Annotated in this window: 25 protein-coding genes; 7 read left to right on the top strand and 18 right to left on the bottom strand. The window is 54.1% G+C overall.

Annotation, left to right across the window (positions count from 1 at the left end; translation table 11 throughout):
* Positions 1–641: 641 nt before the first annotated feature.
* The 13 genes from ACERJC_RS22925 to yghX all read right to left on the bottom strand — a co-directional run bounded on the left by ACERJC_RS22925 (position 642) and on the right by yghX (position 12,298).
* Positions 642–1,325 carry a molybdate ABC transporter substrate-binding protein gene (locus tag ACERJC_RS22925; RefSeq protein WP_373672541.1) on the bottom strand — a complete coding sequence of 228 codons (684 nt, stop codon included), beginning with the start codon at positions 1,323–1,325 and terminating at the stop codon, positions 642–644.
* Positions 1,325–2,377 (bottom strand): ABC transporter substrate-binding protein, encoded by a 1,053-nt coding sequence (locus tag ACERJC_RS22920; protein ID WP_178827812.1) that lies wholly within the window; start codon positions 2,375–2,377, stop codon positions 1,325–1,327. Before ACERJC_RS22920 ends, ACERJC_RS22925 begins: the two co-directional genes overlap by 1 nt.
* A 77-nt stretch (positions 2,378–2,454) precedes the next feature.
* On the bottom strand, positions 2,455–2,703 hold the full coding sequence (hybG, locus tag ACERJC_RS22915; protein ID WP_373672540.1) for a hydrogenase maturation factor HybG: 249 nt from the start codon (positions 2,701–2,703) through the stop codon (positions 2,455–2,457).
* Between the two features lie 30 nt (positions 2,704–2,733).
* Entirely contained in the window at positions 2,734–3,075 is a 342-nt protein-coding gene (hypA, locus tag ACERJC_RS22910; RefSeq protein WP_042324177.1) for a hydrogenase maturation nickel metallochaperone HypA, read from the bottom strand.
* Positions 3,068–3,556 (bottom strand): hydrogenase-2 assembly chaperone, encoded by a 489-nt coding sequence (gene hybE / locus ACERJC_RS22905; RefSeq protein WP_152406021.1) that lies wholly within the window; start codon positions 3,554–3,556, stop codon positions 3,068–3,070. Before hybE ends, hypA begins: the two co-directional genes overlap by 8 nt.
* The gene (locus ACERJC_RS22900) at positions 3,549–4,043 is read right to left on the bottom strand and encodes a HyaD/HybD family hydrogenase maturation endopeptidase (RefSeq protein WP_152406022.1); all 495 of its coding nucleotides are present in this window, start codon (positions 4,041–4,043) and stop codon (positions 3,549–3,551) included. Before ACERJC_RS22900 ends, hybE begins: the two co-directional genes overlap by 8 nt.
* The gene (gene hybC / locus ACERJC_RS22895; RefSeq protein WP_373672539.1) at positions 4,043–5,746 is read right to left on the bottom strand and encodes a hydrogenase 2 large subunit; all 1,704 of its coding nucleotides are present in this window, start codon (positions 5,744–5,746) and stop codon (positions 4,043–4,045) included. Before hybC ends, ACERJC_RS22900 begins: the two co-directional genes overlap by 1 nt.
* Entirely contained in the window at positions 5,743–6,921 is a 1,179-nt protein-coding gene (gene hybB, locus ACERJC_RS22890) for a Ni/Fe-hydrogenase cytochrome b subunit (RefSeq protein ID WP_152406024.1), read from the bottom strand. The genes hybC and hybB overlap by 4 nt, the downstream gene beginning before the upstream one ends.
* Positions 6,911–7,897, bottom strand: coding sequence for a hydrogenase 2 operon protein HybA (gene hybA / locus ACERJC_RS22885; RefSeq protein WP_152406025.1), 987 nt, complete (start codon positions 7,895–7,897; stop codon positions 6,911–6,913). Before hybA ends, hybB begins: the two co-directional genes overlap by 11 nt.
* Before the next feature lie 2 nt (positions 7,898–7,899).
* Positions 7,900–9,018 carry a hydrogenase 2 small subunit gene (gene hybO / locus ACERJC_RS22880; protein ID WP_042998143.1) on the bottom strand — a complete coding sequence of 373 codons (1,119 nt, stop codon included), beginning with the start codon at positions 9,016–9,018 and terminating at the stop codon, positions 7,900–7,902.
* Positions 9,019–9,207: 189 nt separating this feature from the next.
* A complete protein-coding gene (locus ACERJC_RS22875) occupies positions 9,208–9,495 on the bottom strand; it encodes a DUF2623 family protein (RefSeq protein WP_042324192.1) in 288 nt (95 codons plus the stop codon).
* 85 nt (positions 9,496–9,580) lie between these two features.
* Positions 9,581–11,221, bottom strand: coding sequence for a methyl-accepting chemotaxis protein (locus ACERJC_RS22870; RefSeq protein WP_373672538.1), 1,641 nt, complete (start codon positions 11,219–11,221; stop codon positions 9,581–9,583).
* Between the two features lie 189 nt (positions 11,222–11,410).
* A complete protein-coding gene (gene yghX, locus ACERJC_RS22865; RefSeq protein WP_373672537.1) occupies positions 11,411–12,298 on the bottom strand; it encodes a YghX family hydrolase in 888 nt (295 codons plus the stop codon).
* An 81-nt stretch (positions 12,299–12,379) separates the two neighbouring features.
* Here yghX and ACERJC_RS22860 point away from each other — a divergent pair, with 81 nt between their 5' ends.
* The gene (locus tag ACERJC_RS22860) at positions 12,380–13,420 is read left to right on the top strand and encodes an aldo/keto reductase (protein WP_373672536.1); all 1,041 of its coding nucleotides are present in this window, start codon (positions 12,380–12,382) and stop codon (positions 13,418–13,420) included.
* 43 nt (positions 13,421–13,463) lie between these two features.
* On the opposite strand, the gene ACERJC_RS22855 is transcribed toward ACERJC_RS22860, so the two are convergent.
* The gene (locus ACERJC_RS22855; RefSeq protein WP_042324201.1) at positions 13,464–13,958 is read right to left on the bottom strand and encodes a TIGR00645 family protein; all 495 of its coding nucleotides are present in this window, start codon (positions 13,956–13,958) and stop codon (positions 13,464–13,466) included.
* Between the two features lie 71 nt (positions 13,959–14,029).
* Positions 14,030–14,533: an ESA_00282 family adhesion-associated protein gene (locus ACERJC_RS22850; protein WP_373672535.1), complete on the bottom strand. Its 504-nt coding sequence runs from the start codon at positions 14,531–14,533 to the stop codon at positions 14,030–14,032.
* Between the two features lie 104 nt (positions 14,534–14,637).
* Between ACERJC_RS22850 and ACERJC_RS22845 the strand changes: the two genes are divergently transcribed.
* Together ACERJC_RS22845 and ACERJC_RS22840 are read left to right on the top strand one after the other, a co-directional pair.
* Positions 14,638–15,045 carry a hypothetical protein gene (locus ACERJC_RS22845; RefSeq protein WP_152406031.1) on the top strand — a complete coding sequence of 136 codons (408 nt, stop codon included), beginning with the start codon at positions 14,638–14,640 and terminating at the stop codon, positions 15,043–15,045.
* On the top strand, positions 15,045–15,476 hold the full coding sequence (locus ACERJC_RS22840) for a cytoplasmic protein (RefSeq protein ID WP_152406400.1): 432 nt from the start codon (positions 15,045–15,047) through the stop codon (positions 15,474–15,476). Before ACERJC_RS22845 ends, ACERJC_RS22840 begins: the two co-directional genes overlap by 1 nt.
* A 64-nt stretch (positions 15,477–15,540) precedes the next feature.
* On the opposite strand, the gene exbD is transcribed toward ACERJC_RS22840, so the two are convergent.
* Together exbD and exbB are read right to left on the bottom strand one after the other, a co-directional pair.
* A complete protein-coding gene (gene exbD, locus ACERJC_RS22835) occupies positions 15,541–15,966 on the bottom strand; it encodes a TonB system transport protein ExbD (RefSeq protein WP_152406032.1) in 426 nt (141 codons plus the stop codon).
* Positions 15,967–15,972: 6 nt separating this feature from the next.
* The gene (gene exbB / locus ACERJC_RS22830) at positions 15,973–16,707 is read right to left on the bottom strand and encodes a tol-pal system-associated acyl-CoA thioesterase (RefSeq protein ID WP_373672534.1); all 735 of its coding nucleotides are present in this window, start codon (positions 16,705–16,707) and stop codon (positions 15,973–15,975) included.
* Positions 16,708–16,956: 249 nt separating this feature from the next.
* On the opposite strand from exbB, the gene metC reads away from it, so the two are divergent.
* Entirely contained in the window at positions 16,957–18,144 is a 1,188-nt protein-coding gene (gene metC, locus ACERJC_RS22825; protein WP_373672532.1) for a cystathionine beta-lyase, read from the top strand.
* Between the two features lie 139 nt (positions 18,145–18,283).
* Positions 18,284–18,943, top strand: coding sequence for a DedA family general envelope maintenance protein YghB (yghB, locus tag ACERJC_RS22820; RefSeq protein ID WP_152406035.1), 660 nt, complete (start codon positions 18,284–18,286; stop codon positions 18,941–18,943).
* A gap of 48 nt (positions 18,944–18,991) precedes the next feature.
* On the opposite strand, the gene ACERJC_RS22815 is transcribed toward yghB, so the two are convergent.
* On the bottom strand, positions 18,992–19,891 hold the full coding sequence (locus ACERJC_RS22815) for an AraC family transcriptional regulator (RefSeq protein WP_373672558.1): 900 nt from the start codon (positions 19,889–19,891) through the stop codon (positions 18,992–18,994).
* A 193-nt stretch (positions 19,892–20,084) separates the two neighbouring features.
* Here ACERJC_RS22815 and yqhD point away from each other — a divergent pair, with 193 nt between their 5' ends.
* Together yqhD and dkgA are read left to right on the top strand one after the other, a co-directional pair.
* Positions 20,085–21,248 (top strand): alcohol dehydrogenase, encoded by a 1,164-nt coding sequence (gene yqhD / locus ACERJC_RS22810; RefSeq protein ID WP_373672531.1) that lies wholly within the window; start codon positions 20,085–20,087, stop codon positions 21,246–21,248.
* 104 nt (positions 21,249–21,352) lie between these two features.
* The gene (dkgA, locus tag ACERJC_RS22805; RefSeq protein WP_373672530.1) at positions 21,353–22,180 is read left to right on the top strand and encodes a 2,5-didehydrogluconate reductase DkgA; all 828 of its coding nucleotides are present in this window, start codon (positions 21,353–21,355) and stop codon (positions 22,178–22,180) included.
* The last annotated feature ends 45 nt before the right edge of the window (positions 22,181–22,225 follow it).

The raw sequence follows: 22,225 nt of genomic DNA, 5'->3' as shown, positions 1-22,225 counted from the left end.
CGCCATCCGGCTGGACGCTGGCCTGATGGCGCTGCGCTTATCAGGCCTACCCTATTCCAGCCGTAGGCCGGATAAGACGTTTTCGCCATCCGGCTGGATGTTCGCCTGATGGCGCTGCGCTTATCAGGCCTACCCTATTCTAACCGTAGGCCGGATAAGACGTTTACGTCGCCATCCGGCTGGATGCTTGCCTGATGGCGCTGCGCTTATCAGACCTACCATGCTCCAACCGTAGGCCGGATAAGACGTTTACGTCGCCATCCGGCTGGATGCTTGCCTGATGGCGCTACGCTTATCAGGCCTACTACATTCCAACCACAGGCCGGATAAGACGTTTACGTCGCCATCCGGCTGGATGCTTGCCTGATGGCGCTGCGCTTATCAGGTAAACCATACTCCAGCCGTAGGCCGGATAAGACGTTTACGTCGCCATCCGGTTGGATGCTTGCCTGATGGCGCTGCGCTTATCAGGCCTACCCTATTCCAACCGTGGGCCGGATAAGACGTTTACGCCGCCATCCGGCTGGATGCTTGCCTGATGGCGCTGCGCTTATCAGGCCTACCCTATTCCAGCCGTAGGCCGGATAAGACGTTTACGTCGCCATCCGGCTGGATGTTCGCCTGATGCCGCCCTCTGACAGTCAGGCGAATCCATGCTGACAGAGAATTAATCTCGCCTCATGTGATAACAAAAAATCGGCGAACGGCTTTCCCTTGTCACTCAGGCAGGCAAATCCATACTCCGCGACCGGATTATAAGGCTCCGGTATTTCTACCACCGTCAGCGTCTCAATCAGTCTGAGCCTCGGCGCATAGCTGGCATATCCAATGAAGACATCGGTGTCATCATTGCTGATTAACCACTCGACTGCCAGACTTCCCGCCGGAAGGGGAAGCGTATCTCTGCCGCCGACCAGCGCCACCGCCCGTTCCCGGGCGCGCGTTCCCGCATCGCCCATCCGTGAAAAAAGCTGCTGCGTATAATCACCGGACGGATCGCATCCCGCTGTCGACGTGCCAATCCGCAGGTCCGGACGCGTTAACAGCGATAACCAGTCATCGCCTTCTCGCACTGCATCCGCCCGCACGGTAAGACACAGGCGATTGGTCGCGAAGGGAGCCACGGATTGTGCACGACCGGCGTCCAGCAGCGCTTGTGGATGCGCCATATTCGCCGAGGCAAAAAAGTCACAGGGCTCGCCAGCTTCAATCCGTTCGCGCAGCAACCCCGCCGGACCAAAATCACAAAGCACATCCTTCTCCTGAAAATAGGCCATCAGCGACTGCCATACCGCACGCAGACTCCCCGCAGCGAGGATGCGCATCAGTCAACGCCCTGATAGTCGGTGCGATAAAAACGCTGATACCACTCATTAGCCACGTTGCGCATATCAATGTCCGTGAACTTCTGGGGGTACAACTTTTTCGCCATCCACAGTTCACCAATCCCCATCGCTTCCGGCATCGGATAACCCCAGGCTTTCGCGTAATCAGGCATCAGATAAACACGATGATTTTTCACTGCATCAATCACCTGCCATTGCGGGCTTTGCAGGATCTCATCAACCACTTTTGGATAGCGATCCTGCACAAAAATGACCTGCGGATTCCAGGCAATCACCTGTTCCATCGCCACCGGTTTGAAGCCCTTAACGGTTGAGGCCGCAACGTTCAGCGCCCCGGCGTGCGCCATCATCAGGCCGGTATATTTTCCTGAACCGTAGGTAGTCAGATCCGGGTTGGCCATATAGGCGCGAACGCGTTGATCTTCAGGGATCGCCTGCAAACGATCGCTCACCAGCTTGCGTCCTTTATCGGTGGCGTCAATCAGCGCTTTCGCCTCTTGCGGTTTATTAACAATATCGCCGATAAGCGTGATTCCTTCCCGCAAGCCCCGGTCGTAAGCCTGTTCCTCATCCGCCATGGTCGGATTCAGTTTGGCTTGTTCCCCTGCCGCGTCATGGCGCAGAGAGACTGCCACCACCGGAATGCCGAGACTGCTGATTTTGTCGATCATCTCCTGCGGCGCGTAGTTTGTGACAAACACCACCTGCGGGTGCAGCGCCACCAGCTGCTCCGGATCAACGTGGGTTAAATCGCCCAGCGCGGTTTTCTGGGCCAGTTCCGGCGCCAGTCGCGCGTAGCCATCACCCAGTTGTTGCTTCCAGTTCGCCATCACGCCGACAATTTTGTCGGTCGCATTCATCTGCACCAACAGATTGAGCGTCTGATGCTGGAGCACCACAACGCGATCCACCTTATCCGGCACGGTGACCTGGCGGCCAATTTGATCGGTAAAGGTACGGTCGGCTTGCGCCATGAAGGGGAGAGGGAAAAGTAACGCCAGCAGGGAGAGCTGGCGTAAGAATTTAAGCATGAGTGTATCCTCGCATTCGGTGTATAATTGATTATACAGCGATGAAGGAACACTTAACAGACTGTCATCAGGGGTTATCAGGCGCTGGTCACGTCGTACTCCATACGGCGTAGCGCATCCAGCGTGGCTTTGGCTTCTTCTTCATCAATGATGCTCATCGCAAACCCCACATGCACTAACACCCACTGCCCGACCAGTTGTGCAGAACTGTCTTCACAGATTAGCGCAATATTCACATCACGTTTGATGCCGCACACTTCCACCTGCGCAAGCTGGTGAATATCTTCACCGACGGCCAGAACCTGGCCCGGAACGCCTATACACATATCTGACTCCGCCCCATGTCACATCACGGGTTATTCAACTTCAATACTTTTCACTTTCAGCGAATCGCCGGTATCAACACGCAGACGATCGCCATGACAACGCGGACACTGTGCATCGTGCTGAGTGATTTCAACTGCCTGACTGCAATCCCAGCACCATGCCTGTGCCGGTTTGTAGTCGATGTGCAATTCACAGCCTTGCGCCACCGTCCCCTGGCAGACAATGTCAAAACTAAAACGAACCGCGCTCTCTTCAACACAGGACAGCGCGCCAATCTCCAGCCACACGCCGGTGACGCGCTTTACGCCATGCTGTTCAGCCTGCTGTTGAATGATTTCAACCGCACTCTGACAAAGAGACAGCTCATGCATTCTGTAAACCCCGACGCCCGAACAGCAATGCGCGACGGCTTGTCTGCGGCGCATCCGGATCGCTGACCGGCAGCGACAACAGCATTCGCGCGCAGTCATCGGCCAGACGCACACCTTCCTGTGCCGACAAACTGTGATTGAGCGGCGACATCAGGGAACAGCCGAGGTATTGCGATACGCCGTCCAGCTCGCCCACGGTGAACGTCATCGTGCCATACGGCAGACGCAACCCGAGCTTTTCACTGACTTTACGCACTGGCCAGAGCTGGTCTGGCCCGGGGAAAATCAGCGCACTCAGCATCCACGGCGTAATCACGCATCCCGTCCACTGCCCTTCAAACAGGGTAAAGTCAGAGACATACACCGGCATATCAGGATGCAGGAAGGACAGATCGTGCATTGAACGCTGCGCAATCGCTTCAAACGCGGCCTGAACCTGTGCCTTTGGAGCCGTCTGGAACCCGGAGATCTCCTCAGACATGCGTTACCTCCCGTGGGATCGCTTCAACGCCCGACTCACGCAGCGCGGCCAGAACCTGCGCAAGCGCAGGTTCAATCATCGCTTCAACCGTTGGCGTTAAGCCAATGTTCGGCTCCAGCGATTCCGGAATGACGCCAATCAACGTCAGTTTTTTCGGGAACTCACCGGTGAAGCGAAGGGCCGACAGAACGTCGGCCAGGCCCAGTTGATGCGGGGAGATCTTGTTGGTAAACAGCGCCGGCACCTCATCATCCCGCAGGATCATCAGCGTACCCGGGGCGTTTTTTCTCGAGACAATGGCATCCGCAATGATCAGATGATCCCGGTTTGCCATGTCGCCGAGCAACTCCATGCCCGCCGTACCGCCATCAAGGATTTCAACGAAATCCGGCAATTCATATCGCTGCTCTAAGGCTTCAACGATACGAACGCCGATGGCTTCATCGGTCAGCAAAATATTGCCGACCCCTAAAACTAAAATCCGCATCACAGAACCTTTACAGAGACAACTTCGTTCCCGTCAGCGTCAACAACGTGCACTGCACACGCCATGCAAGGATCGAAAGAGTGAATAGTACGTACCACTTCCAACGGTTTTTCCGGATCGGCAATCGGCGTGCCTACCAGCGACTGTTCGTACGGACCGACGTCATCGTTGAAGTTACGCGGACCGGAGTTCCAGGTTGACGGTACTACCGCTTGGTAGTTGCTGATAATGCCGTCTTTAATCACCATCCAGTGAGAGAGCATCCCGCGCGGCGCTTCAAGGAAACCGACGCCTCTAAATTCGCCCGTCGCCGGAATATTCGGTTTCACGAACGTGGTGTGGTCACCTTTACCGATGTTGGCAATCAGCGCACTGTACTGGCTCTGCAGGATACCCTGTAGTTCACAGCAGTGAACGGTACGACCAATAATACGCCCCAGCGTGGAGTGCAACTGCGCCACTTCCAGCGTTTTACCGGTCAGCGCCTGATAAATCGCAATGATTTCATTCAGTTTCGCCTTCGTGGACTCACGTCCGGAGGCCAGTTTCACCAGCATATTCGCCAGCGGTCCCACTTCGACGGTTTTACCGTAGAACGTTGGGGATTTCACCCATGAATATTTGCCGTCATCTGACCAGCCGTTATAGTCCGGAATGGTCGTCCCTTCCCACGGCGCCTGCGGGGCTTCGTCTTTATACCAGGCGTGTTTGGCGCTCTCCTGAATCCCTTTGATCAGGTACTCGTCGGAGTGAGAGGAGATCGGGCGATAGCTCGACAGATCCGCATTTTCGATATAGCCACCCGGGAACAGGAAGCTGCCGTTCTTACCGTCGGTCGGGAATTCCGGCGCAGCCAGATAGTTAACCGCCCCTTTACCATGTTCCAGCCAGTCCGGATAGAACGCGGCAATCACCGCCGTATCCACCTTGTAGACCTGTTCAACGAAGTCGCTCAGTTTGTCGATGAAGGACTTGATGTACATCAGGCGTTCCAGGTTCAGTACGCCCAGGCCGTCGAGGTTGATCGGGTTGGCAACGCCACCCACCGCCAGGTTCTGGATGTGCGGTGTTTTACCGCCCAGCAACGCCACCACGCGGTTGGCATCACGCTGACATTCCAGCGCCTGCAGGTAGTGAGCAACGGCGATCAGGTTCACTTCCGGCGGCAGTTTCATCGCCGGGTGTCCCCAGTAACCGTTGGCGAAAATCCCCAACTGGCCGCTGGCAACCAGGTCCTTGATCTTATTCTGAACTTTCGTGAACTCTTCCGCGCTGTTCAGATGCCAGGTCGACACGCCGTTCAGCATCGCTGACGCTTTTGCCGGATCGGCTTTCAGCGCAGAGGTGATATCCACCCAGTCCAGCGCCGAGAGCTGATAGAAGTGCACAATGTGGTCATGAGTGGTATGCGCCGACAGAATGATGTTACGGATATACTGGGCGTTAACCGGAACGTCAATGTTCAGCGCGCTTTCTGCCGCACGAACGGAGGCAATCGCGTGCGTTGTCGTACAAACGCCGCAAATACGCTGCACAATCATCCACGCGTCACGAGGATCGCGATTCTTCACGATCTCTTCCATACCGCGCCACATGGTGCCGGAAGCCCATGCTTTTGAAACAACGCCGTTTTCGATTTCGCAATCGATACGTAAGTGCCCCTCAATACGGGTTACAGGATCAATAGTAATTCTCTGGCTCATGCTTTGCTCGCCTCATGACGATTGTGATCGTTTTGTTTTAAAGGAGGAAGTATCGGCAGTAGACGAATGAGTACGATGTAAGCGCAAATCTCAATAGCCACAAAACCAATAGAAATCAACAGTTCTTCCCAGGTCGGGAAGTAGTGGTAGCCACCACCTGGATTAAATGCCACCAGCGAATAGGACAGACGCCATGCAGCACAACCCAGCAGCGCACTGAGCGCAGACAGGTACAGCATACGAGAGTCATTGCGCAGTTTCGCCACGCGCAGCACCACTATCGGGAAGACCATCAGTACGACTTCAAGCCAGAACATTGCTGAGTAGAAATCGCCGGCAAAGGCATATGACAGCTTGTCCCGGTAAATCAGCTCACCAAAGCGCAGAACGACAAAGATCGCCAACATCACGCTGATGGTGTTCGTCAACTTGATAAACAGGTTCTTCTCATCCGGACCGTTTCCTCTCAGGCCAGCCTGAACCAGCGAACCTTCAAAGATGACGATCGAGAAGCCCATAATAAAGGCGGTCAATACCGAGAACAGCGGCAGCATTTCATAGCTTTGCCACAGCGGATGCACCTTGTAGCCCGCCGAGATCATCAGCGAGCCCATGGAGGACTGGTGCATGGTTGGCAGCAGCGCGCCGAGGGCGATGATGAAGAACATCAGCTTGTTCAGACGCTTCAGCGACACCTTCCAGCCCAGACGTTCAAACAGCGCAGGGGCAAACTCAAGCGCCATCACCCCAATGTAGATGGTCATACAGACCGCCGTCTCGAACAGAACCGAGTTCACGTTGAAGTGACCCGGAATGTAGAAGTACGGCAGGTTCCAGTAACGACCCACGTCAATGGTGATAGACAAGCCACCCAGAGAATAACCAAACAGGCTCGCCAGCAGCGCCGGACGCACCAGCGGATGGTACTGTCCCCGGTTGAAGACATATACCGCCCACGCCAGCGCCCAACCGCCACAGGCAAAGCCGGTGCCGATTAACAGGTCAAAGGCAATCCAGACGCCCCACGGGAAACCGCCGTTCAGATCGGAGACAGACCCCAATCCAAATACCAGACGCTTCACGATAAGGAGCATGCAGAGGATGATTAACGGCCCGAAGATGATGACCGGTTTGCTGATAATTTTGCCGCCCAGCGGTTTAGGATCATGACTCATGATCGTCTCCTCCGTCGTGATGGTCGTTTTTGGTATTACGACGAACCAGCACGGTCAAGCCCGCCAGCACGGCCAGTGGTAGCATCATGCCTTTATACAGGGTGTGTTGAACATGTTCGGAACGCGCGCCGGTTGAAATCTCATCCAGCTTCGGCATATCCAGATTCTCGTAAGGCACCCCGGTCAGTACCAACACCTGCGTTCCGCCGCCCTCTTTCTCACCGTAAAGATGCGGATAGTACTTCGGCACGGTATGCACATAGGTATCGCCCGTTTTCACGGTTTGACGCGGATAGTGGTATTCACTGCCAGGCTTCAGCGCCAGGCGTTTTTGCGCCTCGGCCATCAACTCTTCGCGGGTACCAAAAATGACCGCACCGGCAGGACAAACCTCAACACAGCCTGGCAAGCCGCCCTTATCGAGACGCTCAACGCCTTTCTGGTTACACAGTTCACATTTGTGAAGCGCACCAAACGGGTTGTTGTAGTCGTACTTCGGCACGTTGTACGGACAGGCAACCATGCAGTAACGGCAGCCAGTGCAGACGTCTTTGTTGTAATGAACGATGCCGGTTTTCGGATCTTTTTTCAGTGCGGAAACCGGGCAGACGGAAACGCAGTTGGGATCGACGCAGTGCATACATTGTTTTTTGATGTATGCATAGCCATTCTCTTCCTGATCTTTATTCACGCCTGTACCGCTACGCCACACCTGAATGATGTTGTTGGTATACGGTGACAGTTTGTCGTTGTTCGACCAGGTCTGCGCCCCTTCAGGGTTACGCATCGGGAAGTTGATATCCTGACACTTGGTCACACAGGCCTGACAGCCCACGCACAGCGTCGAGTCATACAACATACCCAGAGAACCGGGGATGGGCGGGCGATTTTCTGCAGCCGCGTGGCTGATAGACGGCGCAGCGCCTAACAGCAACGCCCCGCCGGAGGCTGCTTTGATAAAATTACGTCTGTTCACGGTTATTCTCCCCGTGAGTCAGCGTTATCTTTCTTTTGCTGACGCCCCAGTTCACGTACCGCCATCACGCTGACACCGGCCACCAGACCGACAACGCCGCCAAGCAACCCGATAGCGCCGGCAGAGATGTTGCCGCCCTCTTTCATGTTCACATCAGGTTTTTCGGAGCGCGGTGTCTGATTTTCCACATGGGCAAGTTGGTGAATGCCCTTATGGAAACCAACGCCTTCTTCGTTACAGCCATAGCAAGGATGACCAATCGCCACTGGCCATACACCGCCAACGTCGCAGAATTGCAGCGTGGAGCAGTTGCCCCAGGTTTCGGGTCCTTTACAGCCGAGGTGGTAAAGGCACCAGCCTTCACGGTGACCTTCATCGCCGAATTCTTTCGCAAAACGACCGGCATCGAAGTGTGGACGCCGTTCGCAGTGTTCGTGAATCAGGCGACCATAGGCAAAGGTTGGACGGTTTTTCGCATCCAGTTTCGGCGGTTTGCCCCAGGTGATGATATGGGCGACGGTCGCCAGGAAGTTATGCGGGTTCGGCGGGCAGCCTGGAATGTTGATAATGGTTTTACCCGGCAGAACCTCCTGCAGGCCAACTGCACCGGTCGGGTTCACGCCGGCAGCGGCGACGCCGCCCCACGCTGCACAGGAACCGATAGCGATAATCGCTGCTGCGCCTTCTGCCGCTTTGCGGATATGGTCCACAATCGGCTCACCGGCAACCATACAGTAAATACCGTTATCTTTTAGTGGGATAGAACCATCAACGACCAACACATACTGCCCTTTATACTTCTCAAGCGCATTGTGTTTGTTCTCTTCAACCTGGTGGCCGAAGGCGGCGGAAAGTACCTCATGATATTCCAGAGAGATGGTCTCCAGAACGAGGTTTTCTACCGTAGGGTGGGTCGCGCGAAGGAGGGATTCGGTACACCCTGTGCACTCCTGAGCACCAATCCAGACAACCGGTGGGCGCTGCGGACGGGATACCGATTCAGCCATTTCGGCGGCGGCTTTGCTACTGAGCCCCATCGTGGCGGCGAGTGCTGCACAAAGCTTCATGAAATCACGACGGTTTACGCCATGGGAATTAATGAGAGTGTTATCTCCAGTCATTTTATAGTTATTCCGTTACGAAGACCTGGCTCTTATTTTGCATCAATCGCAAAACCGTAACTGCGATCGGTGCGCCATTTACCACACTTTTGTTATGGTTATGTAGCCTATAATACTGCGCGGGAATAATAAAACGAAGGGAGTAGCGGCTAGTGTAAGTAATTAAAGCAAGATAATACCCCCTTTGGATCAACCTTCGAGTCGATAACCGGCCATGAAAAAGCGAATTGTGGTGCTGGACTGATTTTCCCGAAAGAAATCCATCACCATCTCTTTATCCAGGCCGTAACGGCGCGTCAGGATCCCCGCTTCCCAGGCGCTAAGTTGCCTGTCGCCGGTTTTTTCAAACATGCGATGTGAGAATCCTAATACGAAGCCGCGTTTATAATCCGAACAAAAATCCGCGACATTGCGCGCGCTGTCAGCCTGCGTGGCGCTTAATCCGGCCATCAGGCCCTTGCCAAAATGATTGTTCATGACCCCTCCTTGATCACTATATAATAAATTATATAGCGATCTTTTAAGCAAAGGCCAGAGGGTTCAGAGACTTTTTTACTGTTCGTTAGAACGCCACCCACTCATCACCTGGCGCAGCGGGTGCCTGGCGTCGCTGAGCGACGGGGGCGGCACTTTTGGCGGGGTGATTGGGCGTGTCATTTTGCGATAACCGGAACTGTTGCACAGAACGCTGTAAATCTTCCGTTTGTCTTTCCAGCGCCGCAGCGGCGGCAGAAACCTGTTCCACCAGCGCGGCGTTTTGCTGCGTGACGCCATCCATCTGGGTAATCGCAACACCCACCTGAGAAATCCCTTTGCTCTGTTCTTCCGACGCCGAGGCTATTTGTTTCATGATGGTATTGACCTCCGTCACGCCGCTCAGGATCGCCTCCATCGTTGAACCGGTATCCTTCACCAGTGCCGCTCCGTGGTCGACACGGCGAGCGGATTCGGCAATCAGCGTTTCAATTTCTTTTGCCGCGTTCGCGCTGCGGCTCGCCAGATTACGCACCTCGCCGGCGACAACGGCAAATCCACGCCCTTGTTCACCCGCACGCGCAGCTTCAACCGCCGCGTTTAATGCAAGAATATTGGTCTGAAAGGCAATGCTATTAATGACGGTCGTAATTTCAGCAATCTGCTTCGAGCTGGCGGAAATACCGTCCATTGTCTCGACCACTTCAGACACCAGCGAACCGCCTTTACCTGCTGTGCGTGATGCAGACTCAGCCAGAAGGCTGGCCTGACGCGCGTTATCCGCATTCAGCTTCACCGTGGCGGTAAGCTGCTCCATGCTCGCGGCCGTCTCTTCCAGCGCAGCGGCCTGCTCTTCCGTTCGCGATGAAAGATCGTTGTTGCCGCTGGAGATTTCAGTGGCCCCGCGCCAGATGTTGTCGCTACCGGAACGGATCGTGTTGACCGCATCGCGCAGGCTGTCCTGCATCGCGCGCAATAAAGGCACCAGTTGACCGACACAGTTGCGGCCTATGTCGTCAATCGGCTGACTGAGGTCGCCCTGGGCTATCTGGCGAAACTGTTGGCGAATTCGCGCCAGCGGTTTCACCAGCATGGTCACCAGATAGCGATCGGTAAAGAAGAGGATCGCAATGCCCAGGATCACTGCGCCGATGATCAGAGTACGGATGATCGACGTTTTGCTATCCACCATCACGCGGGTTTGATCAAGCATCACACCCGCGGCTTTATTAAAGCGTTCCGCACTGGCACCAAACGCCCGGCTCAATACTGGCGTCACGTTGTTTGCCTGTTCGCTCCAGGCGCTCTGAGTCCCCTGTTGCGCCAGCTGCATTTGCGGCGTGACGCCTTTGTCGAGGAGATCCTGCCAGCTCGCCAGCACCGCGGCGGAGACGTCGGGATCCATCGGGCCTGGCGAAAGGGTTTTCATCTCTTGCAGATTTTTGCTCATGTTATCCAGCGCCTGCTGGACGGGAGCGAAATCCGGCGTGCCGCCGCTGGCTTTCAACTCCATCGCGCGGCTGAGTCGGGTGACAAAACGGAAATACTGATCGTTGCCCTGGCTGAGCACCGTCATCTGACGAACAAGATGGCGATCGACGTCGTTACCATCAGCGACACGAGAAAGAGACCAGGTGCTGTACAAACCCACACCCATCCACATTAAACAGAAAATACCAAGGATCGTCAGCATGACGGCCCGGATGGTGAAATTACGCAGTATGTACATATATGTTCCTTGCCGTTAGGGAAAAGTCGCCCAGAGGCGAGTCTTAATCTCGTTATCGGCAAGGAATGAAGAATATATACTGACTTTTGTTTTTTTTACTTTCATAAACAATATCCCCGTTTCTTGTATTCCTATAATTAACAATGAAAAACACCGGGAATATTACCTGGCTAATGATTATCCTGTTATTTATGATAAATATTTTTCGAACCATGCCAGCGTTCTTTGCCAGGCCAGCTCAGCCGCGGCCTGGTCATACCGCGGCGTAGAGTCATTATGAAAGCCATGATTCACGCCGGGATAAATATAAGCTTCATAAACTTTATTATTCTCTTTCAACGCAGCTTCATACGCCGGCCAGCCCTCATTGATATTTTTATCCAGCGCCGCGTAATGCAGCAATATCGGCGCCTTTATCTTCGGCACATCCGCCGCGGCAGGCTGGCGGCCATAAAACGGTACCGCGCACTCCAGTTCCGGATAGGCTACGGCCGCCGCATTCGAGACACCGCCACCGTAGCAAAATCCGGTGATCCCCACTTTCCCGCTGGCTTCAGGGTGTTGTTTCATAAACTCGACGGCGGCGAAAAAGTCATTCATCAACTTCGTCGGATCCACTTTCTGCTGCAAAACTTTCCCTTCTTCATCGTTTCCAGGATAGCCGCCCACCGAGCTTAAACCGTCGGGTGCCAGCGCAAGGTAGCCCGCTTTCGCGACCCGCCTTGCGACATCTTCAATATAGGGATTCAGGCCCCGGTTCTCATGCACCACTACCACCGCAGGCACGTTGCCCGCCGCGTTGGCCGGTTTCACCAGATAACCGCGCACGTTGCCATGACCGTTTGGCGACGGATAGTGAATATACTCAGGCAAAATATCGGGATCGGTGAATTTCACCTGTTCCGCCAGCGCATAGTTGGGCTTGAGCATATTGAACAGCGCCAGCGCCGTCACCCCGCCAACGGCGTACTTTGCCGCGAGATTGAGGAACTCTCGTTTCGAGATTTTCCCGTGTGCGTAGTAGTCGTAATAGTCGAGCAACTCCTGCGGAAAATCTTTGGCTGTCAGACGCGTCATCGCATATCTCCGGAATTTGTGATTTTATAAGCATAGAATGAAAACGCTGTTTCGAAAATTCATCACCAGAAAGGAGACATCATGTCCTGGAACGCCTCCCCTGACCGCTATGAGAATATGCAGTACCGCTACTGCGGTAAAAGCGGCCTCCGACTGCCCGCGCTATCACTCGGTCTGTGGCACAGCTTCGGTCACGTTCAAGCCCTCGACTCGCAGCGCGCGCTGATGCGAAAAGCCTTTGATCTCGGCATTACCCACTTTGACTTAGCCAACAACTACGGGCCGCCTCCGGGCAGTGCGGAAGAAAACTTCGGCCGCCTGCTGCGCGAAGACTTTGCCGCCTTGCGCGATGAGCTGATCGTCTCGACCAAAGCCGGTTACGATATGTGGCCAGGCCCCTATGGTTCCGGCGGCTCGCGGAAATACCTCCTCGCCAGCCTCGATCAGAGCCTGAAGCGTATGGGACTGGATTACGTCGATATTTTCTATTCTCACCGCGTAGATGAGAACACACCGATGGAAGAAACGGCGGCCGCGCTGGCTCACGCCGTACAAAGTGGTAAAGCGCTGTATGTCGGCATTTCGTCTTACTCGCCGGAGCGAACGCAAAAAATGGCTGAGCTTTTGCGCGAGTGGAAGATCCCGCTGCTGATCCATCAGCCTTCTTACAATCTGCTGAACCGCTGGGTAGATAAAAGCGGTTTGCTGGATACGTTAAAAGCCAACGGTGTCGGCTGTATCGCCTTTACGCCACTGGCACAGGGGTTGCTCACCGGTAAGTATTTGAACGGCATCCCGGACGGCTCACGTATGCAGCGCGAAGGAAAGAAAGTACGTGGTCTGACGGAGAATATGCTGACGGAAGCGAACCTCAGCAGTCTGCGTCTGCTTAATGAGATGGCGCAGCAGCGCGGTCAGTCAATGGCGCAAATGGCGCTCAGTTGGCTGTTGAAAGACGATCGCGTCACCTCGGTATTGATTGGCGCAAGCCGCCCGGAACAGCTGGAAGAAAACGCTCAGGCGCTGAAAAATCTGTCGTTCACTGCTGAAGAGCTGGCGCAGATTGATAAGCATGTCGCTGACGGTGAACTGAACCTCTGGCAGGCGTCGTCCGATAAGTAACGCGCAGTGCCGGGTAGCGACAGCGGCTACCCGGCCTGTTCAGTCAGTGCTTATGGCGGGTTAACCTGTCGAGATAGCCCATCACAAACGCCGACAAGACGAAGGTGAGATGGATAATGACGTACCACATCAGCTTGTTATCCGGCACGTTCTTCGCGTCCATAAATACGCGCAGCAGATGAATGGAAGAGATAGCGACAATCGAGGCCGCGACTTTGTTTTTCAGTGAGGTCGCATCCATCTTCCCCAGCCAGTTCAGCTTTTCTCGCCCTTCGGAGATATCCAGTTGCGAGACGAAATTCTCATAGCCGGAAAACATCACCATCACCAGCAGTCCGCCGACCAGGGTCATATCCACCAGCGACAGCAGCACCAGAATCAGGTCAGCTTCTGCCATCGAAAAGATATTGGGCAGCACATGAAAAATCTCCTGAAAGAATTTCAGCGCCAGCGCAACCAGTGCCAGTGACAAACCAAAGTAGACCGGGGCCAGCAGCCAACGAGACGCGTACATGGCGTTTTCGAGAAAGCGTTCCATAATTTCCTGTGATGTAGCAAAAACCGGGCGACAGTATATCCCAACTGTGCAACAACAGATCAACATCCCCGTCAAACTTCGTCGGGATTGATCCACGGGCGCTGATACTCAGGCCACACCAGCGCTACCAGTGACGGATACGCCTCGATGCTAAACTCCCGGAAACACTGGCGTAAGTTGAGCACGTCGAGATCGGAATGGGGAACTTTTTCACCGTTGAGACAGCGCTTTTTTATCGTGTCGTAGTATTTATACACCGCTGAATTGAGATCGCTGCAACGCCGTTGGGCATCAAACAGTCCTGGGGTGTCATTCAACTGCGCCATCGTCATGCGTTTTATCGTTGCGTGAAGGAAATCAATATATTCGTGATTGACGCGCCAGTACCATATCGGTGTAATAGCATTCATCAGCGTGGAAAAATGATCCTCTCCCTCTTCTTTGGTCAGAGGTGTTGATTGAGTCGCAGAGGCCAGTTCTTCAGCGTTGTGCGGTTTATTAAACTCACGCATTAATAAAAGCACGCCGCCGGTCAGCAATAACAAGGTAATGACAGAATAAAAAATACTGTTCATAGCATGACTCCATTTTTTTTGATTCTAAAATTACCCCATGTTATTGTCAACGCGACCTGCCAAATAAAAACAACTATACTTTTGATATTAAAGGAAATTGCGACATGCTTCCTGAGCACCTTGTGCCACCGCGTTTTCATCTGTCACCCGCAGGTCAGGCGGAAGGAACAGCAGAAAACGATGAGAATTTAACTCAGAGCAAAACAACCCTCAGCGATTATGAAGCCGATATCTTAATTAGCGCAACGCCCACAGGGCAATCTAAAAATATTCTGCTCGAAGAACGCGATCGTCATTTTAAAGAACGCCTTGAGCGGGTGGCAAAAATTGAGACTTTCGCCCGGGTTATTAATGCGTTACAGGCTGAAGGCGATATTGACGCCCAGACCTTAAGTAAAATAATCGCTGAAATGACCGCGCATATAAATGAAAATGGTAATGAAATTTGGCTTAATTTAATTACCCGGGAGAAAGACTCGCCCCTTTTCTATTCTCTGGATGACGAACAATGATTAAAGATGTTGAAGATAATAATGTCTATTTGGCCCTGGATGATAATAAAAGCGATCAATTTATCTTAAAGCAGAATATTGCCGCGCTTATCGCCAATAAAAATGCCGTCCTCGAAAGTGTGGCGCAAGAAGTGACCTCTATCCCGGCGGCGCTGGTTCGTCTGAAATGGCAAAACCGACGGGAAATTTACGCGCTTCAGGTGAAGGAAGAGATTTATGGCGCGGCGATCAACGCCATTATCAGACAGACCCCGGAGCTGCATGACAAAATCATGGCGCGGCTGGAGAGCACCTGGCAGTATTTGCTGGCTCGGGAGACAGCCACGCTGCGACTGACGCGCAAACTTGCCGACGGGAACTACCGCACGATCGCGATCACCACCGTCGCGCTCAATGAACGCCTGGTACAGACCCGGAGCGACAGGCAATAAAAAAGCCGGGTAGCGATAACGCCTTACCCGACCTTTTCTCTCATCGTGCCCGAGGCGACAACGATTATTTCGCTTTCGCGACCTCTTCGCCGACCAGGCCAATCTTCAGATACCCCGCCTGATGCAGCGTGTCCATCACCTTCATCAGGGTCTCATAGTCGACGGTTTTATCCGCGCGGAAGAAGATCGTGGTGTCTTTCTTCCCTTCAGTCAGTGCCGTCAGTTCTGCCACCATGGTCTCGTCCGTCACCGGATCGTTACCAATAAACATGCTGTTGTCCGCTTTGACCGACAGGTAAACGGGTTTTTCCGGGCGCGGTTGTGGCGTACTGGAGGAAGCAGGCAGGTTTACCTTTACATCCACCGTTGCCAACGGCGCGGCCACCATAAAGATGATCAGCAGTACCAGCATGACGTCGATAAACGGCGTCACGTTGATTTCATGCATTTCACCGTTATCGTCCAGATTTTCATTAAGACGCATTGCCATGAAACATTACCCTACACGTAATTTCTGCGCGGTGCGTACCGGATGAGCGGATGCGCTTGCATCCAGATCCAGGTCGCGGCTTTGCAGTAACAGCACCTGTGCTGCCACATCGCCCAGCATCGCTTTAAGACCGCCAATCTGACGGGCAAAGATATTATAGATAACCACGGCTGGGATGGCGGCAACCAGACCGATGGCCGTCGCCAGCAGTGCTTCTGCGATACCCGGCGCTACGACGGCGAGGTTAGTGGTCTGCGTTTGCGCAATCCCGATGAAGCTATTCATGATGCCCCAGACCGTACCGAACAAACCGACAAACGGTGAAATCGCCCCGATGGTCGCCAGGTAGCCATTTCCGCGCCCCATATGACGTCCCGCCGCCGCAACGCGACGCTCCAGACGAAAACCAGTACGCTCTTTAATCCCTTCGTTGTCTTCACTGCCCTGAGACAGTTCCAGTTCGTTCTGCGCTTCATTGAGCAATTGGACGCTTAAGCTTTTAGCGCCAAAGTTTGCAGCGATATCGCTTGCCTGATCCAGAGAGCGGGCTTCCGCCAACAGCTGCTGTTCGCGCTTAAGCCGACGCTTCTGAGAGAAGAACTCAACACTCTTACTGAAGAAGATAGCCCAGGTGACCACTGACGCCAGAATCAGACCAATCATCACGCACTTAACCACGATGTCGGCGTGCTGATACATACCCCAGACGGAAAGATCCGTCTGCATCAAATTATTACCCACTCTGTATCTCCAGGACGCAAATCACAAATTCTGAGCGTAATAATATCAAAACGACGTCGAATTGATAGTCGTTCTCATTACTATTTACATAGTGCCGCACCTTTGGTTTCTTTTCCTTGCGCTTACGCAGTAAAACGTTACGGGAGGGAATTTTAAGAAAATATTGTGCTTTATCCTGTTCCCCGGGATGCGCATTTTGCCATTCGTGGTAGTTTAGACATCCAGACGTATAAAAACAGGAAACACAACATGGCAGATAAGCAACTGGACACCAAACTGGTCGGTGCAGGACGCAGTAAAAAATACACGCTGGGTTCGGTGAATAGTGTGATTCAACGCGCTTCTTCGCTGGTTTTTGAAACGGTCGAAGACAAAAAGCACGCCACCCGCAACCGCGCCAACGGCGAACTCTTTTACGGACGCCGCGGCACGTTGACCCATTTCTCGCTGCAGGAAGCGATGTGCGAGCTTGAAGGCGGTGCCGGCTGCGCGCTCTTCCCCTGCGGCGCTGCGGCTGTCGCCAACACCATTCTGGCCTTTGTCGAACAGGGCGACCACGTGCTGATGACTAACACAGCCTATGAGCCGAGCCAGGATTTCTGCACCAAAATCCTCGGCAAGCTGGGGGTGACCACCGGCTGGTTCGATCCGTTGGTCGGCGCTGACATTGTTAAGCATCTTCAACCCAACACCAAAGTCGTTTTCCTCGAGTCTCCGGGTTCCGTCACCATGGAAGTCCACGACGTACCGGCGATTGTCGCCGCCGTCAGACGCGTTGCGCCAGACGCCATCATTATGATCGACAACACCTGGGCTGCGGGCGTGCTGTTTAAAGCCCTCGATTTCGGCATTGATATCTCGATTCAGGCCGGGACCAAGTACCTGATTGGTCACTCCGACGCAATGGTTGGTACTGCCGTTTCGAACGCCCGCTGCTGGGATCGGTTGCGTGAGAATGCCTATCTGATGGGGCAAATGGTCGATGCGGATACGGCCTATATGACCAGCCGCGGGCTGCGTACCCTGGGTGTGCGCCTGCGTCAGCATCACGAAAGCAGTCTGAAGGTTGCCGAATGGCTGGCTGCCCATCCGCAGGTCGCACGAGTGAATCATCCGGCATTGCCGGGCAGTAAAGGACACGAATTCTGGAAACGTGACTTTACGGGGAGCAGCGGTCTGTTCTCATTTGTGCTGAATAAAAAGCTCAATAATGACGAGCTGTCCGCTTATCTGGATCACTTCAGCCTGTTCAGCATGGCCTATTCGTGGGGCGGGTTTGAGTCGCTGATTCTGGCCAATCAGCCTGAACAGATTGCGGAAATTCGCCCGGAAGGGGGCGTGGATTTCAGCGGCACGCTGATTCGTCTCCACATTGGTTTAGAAAATGTTGACGATCTGATTGCAGATTTAGCCGCCGGATTTTCTCGCCTCGTGTAAAATTGACGCTAATGGACAGCTATGCAGACACGTCGAGCGAAATTGTCTGCATTTGTTGCGCCCGGGATCAAGTCATCCGGGCCCGTTCAGGAGTACAATAGGGTCATTAAGGCGTAAACGCTGTTCCACAGGAAAGTCCATGGCTGTCATTCAAGATATTATCGCTGCGCTCTGGCAACATGATTTTGCCGCGCTGGCGGACCCACATGTTGTTAGCGTCGTCTACTTTGTGATGTTCGCCACGCTGTTTTTAGAGAATGGCCTGTTACCGGCCTCATTTTTACCCGGTGATAGCCTCCTGCTATTAGCGGGCGCATTAGTCGCGCAGGGCGTCATGAGCTTTGTCCCTACTCTGGTGATCCTGACGACGGCGGCCAGCCTCGGTTGTTGGCTCAGCTATATTCAGGGACGCTGGCTGGGCAATACGCGAACGGTAAAAGGCTGGCTGGCGCAACTTCCGGCGAAATACCACCAGCGCGCGACCTGCATGTTTGACCGCCACGGTCTGCTGGCACTGCTGGCGGGACGCTTTCTGGCGTTCGTACGGACCCTGCTGCCAACCATGGCGGGGATTTCCGGCCTCTCTAACCGCCGTTTCCAGTTCTTCAACTGGCTGAGCGGTCTGCTGTGGGTCGGCGTGGTCACCAGCTTTGGCTATGCCCTCAGCATGATCCCGTTTGTGAAGCGCCATGAAGATCAGGTTATGACCTTCCTGATGATCCTGCCACTCTTCCTGCTGGCGGCGGGTTTGATCGGCACGGTTGTGGTCGTTATCAAGAAGAAATACTGTAGCGCCTGATAGGTTGATTGCCGGATAGCGCTCTGCTTATCCGGCCTGCGCCGTCCGTCAACTCCCCTGCATGGTGCGGATCCGCGCCGCATCCTCTCCCGGCGTCACGCCGAAATAGCGCTTAAATTCGCGACTGAATTGCGACGCACTTTCATAACCCACCCGCATTGCCGCCGCACTGGCCTTCATGCCGTCGTGAATCATCATCATCCGCGCCTTATGTAACCGATACGTTTTCAGGTACTGCAACGGCGATGTGCTGGTGACTGACTTAAAATTATGGTGGAACGCAGAGACGCTCATGTTGGCTTCTGCCGCCAGTTGCTCGACGTTGAGGTTTTCGGTGTACTTATTTTCAATACGCTTGAGCACGCGGCTAATCAGGCTGAAGTGGGTCTGACGGCTCACCAGCGCCAGCAGCGCGCCACCGCGTGGCCCGGTCAGAACGTGATAGAGGATCTCGCGGATAATCTGTTTACCGAGAATTCGCGCGTCCAGCGGTCTCTCCATGACGTCGAGCAGACGTTCTGCCGCGCAGAGGATCTCCTCAGAGAGCGTCGCGGAGTTGATCCCGCTTGCCGCCATCGACGGCTGAAAGCGTTCGTCTTCGCCGATGTCCATCAGCAGTTCCTGCAATTGCAGAATATCGACATTGATGCGAAATCCGGCGAGCGGCACGTCAGGTGTCGCATAGGTTTCACATTCGAAGGGTAAAGGTACTGTCAGCAGCAGGTATTCATTGGCGTCGTAACGGAAAACCCGCTCATTGATGTAACCGATTTTATGACCGGAAAAGAGAAATATGATGCCGGGGTCGTACATGACGGGTGTACGTAAACCCGGTTCAGTACCGTACAGCAGACGGATGTCTGGCAGCAGATCACCGGGCTTATGTTCTTTGTATTTCAACTGCTTAACTTTATCCGTCAGCAGTAAACAGATCTCTTCGCGGTTCATGGCAGAAATTTTTCTCAACGTATGACGACGCCTTGATTGTGCGCAAGTTTATCGTTTTTCTCCAGTACTCTGGAGAAATGGGCAAGACATTGGCAGAAATGAGCATTGAGAGGATAGCCGCGCACGACCACAATGTTCTCCATCCGGCAGACCCCGCCTGCCCTCTTTTTTTACCCACATAAGGGAACGAGCAATGAACAACTTTAATCTGCATACCCCGACTCGCATTCTGTTTGGTAAAGGTGCGATTGCTGAACTGCGCGCACAAATCCCTCAGGACGCACGCGTGCTGATCACTTATGGCGGCGGCAGCGTGAAAAAAACCGGCGTGCTGGCGCAGGTACAGGACGCACTGAAAGGTCTGGACGTCCGTGAATTTGGCGGCATCGAACCTAACCCGTCGTATGAAACACTGATGAACGCCGTAAAAATCGCCCGTGAAGAGAACATAACCTTCCTGCTGGCCGTCGGCGGTGGTTCGGTCCTTGATGGCACGAAATTCATCGCCGCTGCCGCTCACTATGCGGATGGCGTTGACCCGTGGCACATCCTGCAGACCAGCGGTAGCGACATCAAAAGCGCGATCCCGATGGGGTCCGTGTTAACGCTGCCAGCAACCGGTTCTGAGTCCAACAAAGGCGCGGTCATCTCGCGTAAAACCACGGGCGACAAGCAGGCCTTCCATTCCGCACATGTGCAGCCGGTCTTTGCGGTACTGGATCCGGTTTACACCTACACCCTGCCGCCGCGTCAGGTGGCCAACGGCGTGGTTGATGCATTTGTGCATACCGTTGAGCAGTACGTTACGTATCCGGTTGATGCCAAAATTCAGGATCGCTTCGCGGAAGGCATTCTGCTGACCCTGATCGAAGACGGTCCGAAAGCGCTGAAAGATCCGGAAAACTACGATGTTCGCGCGAACGTGATGTGGGCAGCGACTCAGGCGCTGAACGGCCTGATTGGCGCGGGCGTGCCGCAGGACTGGGCAACCCATATGCTGGGCCACGAACTGACGGCGATGCACGGTCTGGATCACGCCCAGACGCTGGCGGTGGTTCTGCCTGCATTGTGGAATGAAAAACGCGATACCAAACGTGGCAAACTGCTGCAATATGCTGAGCGCGTATGGAACATCACCGACGGTTCTGACGATGAGCGTATTGATGCAGCGATTGCGGCCACCCGTAATTTCTTCGAACAACTGGGCGTCCCGACTCGCCTGTCAGGCTACGGCCTTGACGGCAGTTCTATCCCGGCCCTGCTGGCGAAACTGGAAGAACACGGCATGACGCAACTGGGTGAACATAAAGACATCACCCTGGATGTCAGCCGCCGTATTTACGAGGCCGCCCGCTAAGCTTTTTTCACCTCTGGCTTTCGTTTTTGGGCATTTCGTCCAGACTTAAGTCACCCTACATCACCGGAGCGCCCCTCCGGTGATGAGCACATGAAGGAGGAAAAATGGCAAACCAAACCGTAATTAAGCTTCAGGATGGCAACGTAATGCCCCAACTGGGGTTAGGCGTATGGAAAGCCGGTAACGACGAGGTCGTCTCCGCCATTCATAAAGCACTGGACGTCGGCTATCGGTCCATAGACACCGCCGCCGCATACAAAAATGAAGACGGCGTCGGCAAAGCGTTAGCCAGCGCAGGTCTCCCCCGCGATGAGTTATTCATCACCACCAAGCTGTGGAATGACGATCAGAAACGCCCCCGCGAAGCGTTGATGGAGAGTCTGGAAAAACTCCAGCTCGATTATCTCGATCTGTATCTGATGCACTGGCCGGTTCCGGCAATCGATCACTATGTTGCCGCCTGGCAGGGCATGATCGAGCTGCAAAAAGAGGGGCTGATTAAGAGCATCGGCGTGTGTAACTTTCAGGTCAACCACCTCCAGCGACTGATTGACGAAACGGGCGTCACGCCGGTGATTAACCAGATAGAACTGCATCCGCTAATGCAACAGCGTCAGCTGCACGCGTGGAATGCGACGCATAAAATTCAGACGGAATCCTGGAGCCCGCTGGCGCAGGGCGGCGAAGGCGTTTTCGATCAAAAAATCATTCGTTCCCTGGCGGATAAATACGGTAAAACCCCGGCGCAGATAGTCATCCGCTGGCATCTGGATAACGGTCTGGTGGTTATCCCGAAATCCGTCACGCCGTCGCGTATCGCCGAGAACTTCGACGTCTGGGATTTCCGTCTCGACAAAGACGAACTGGGCGAGATTGCGAAGCTCGATCAGGGCAAACGCCTGGGTCCCGACCCGGATCAGTTCGGCGGTTGATTCCCTTTTTTCAGGCCCGGCTTAGCGTCGGGCTTTCATGTTGTT

Origin of the sequence: Citrobacter telavivensis (assembly GCF_041807075.1) — a bacterium.
Lineage (GTDB): Bacteria > Pseudomonadota > Gammaproteobacteria > Enterobacterales > Enterobacteriaceae > Citrobacter_A > Citrobacter_A telavivensis.
This window is presented reverse-complemented; position numbering and strand designations above follow the sequence as displayed.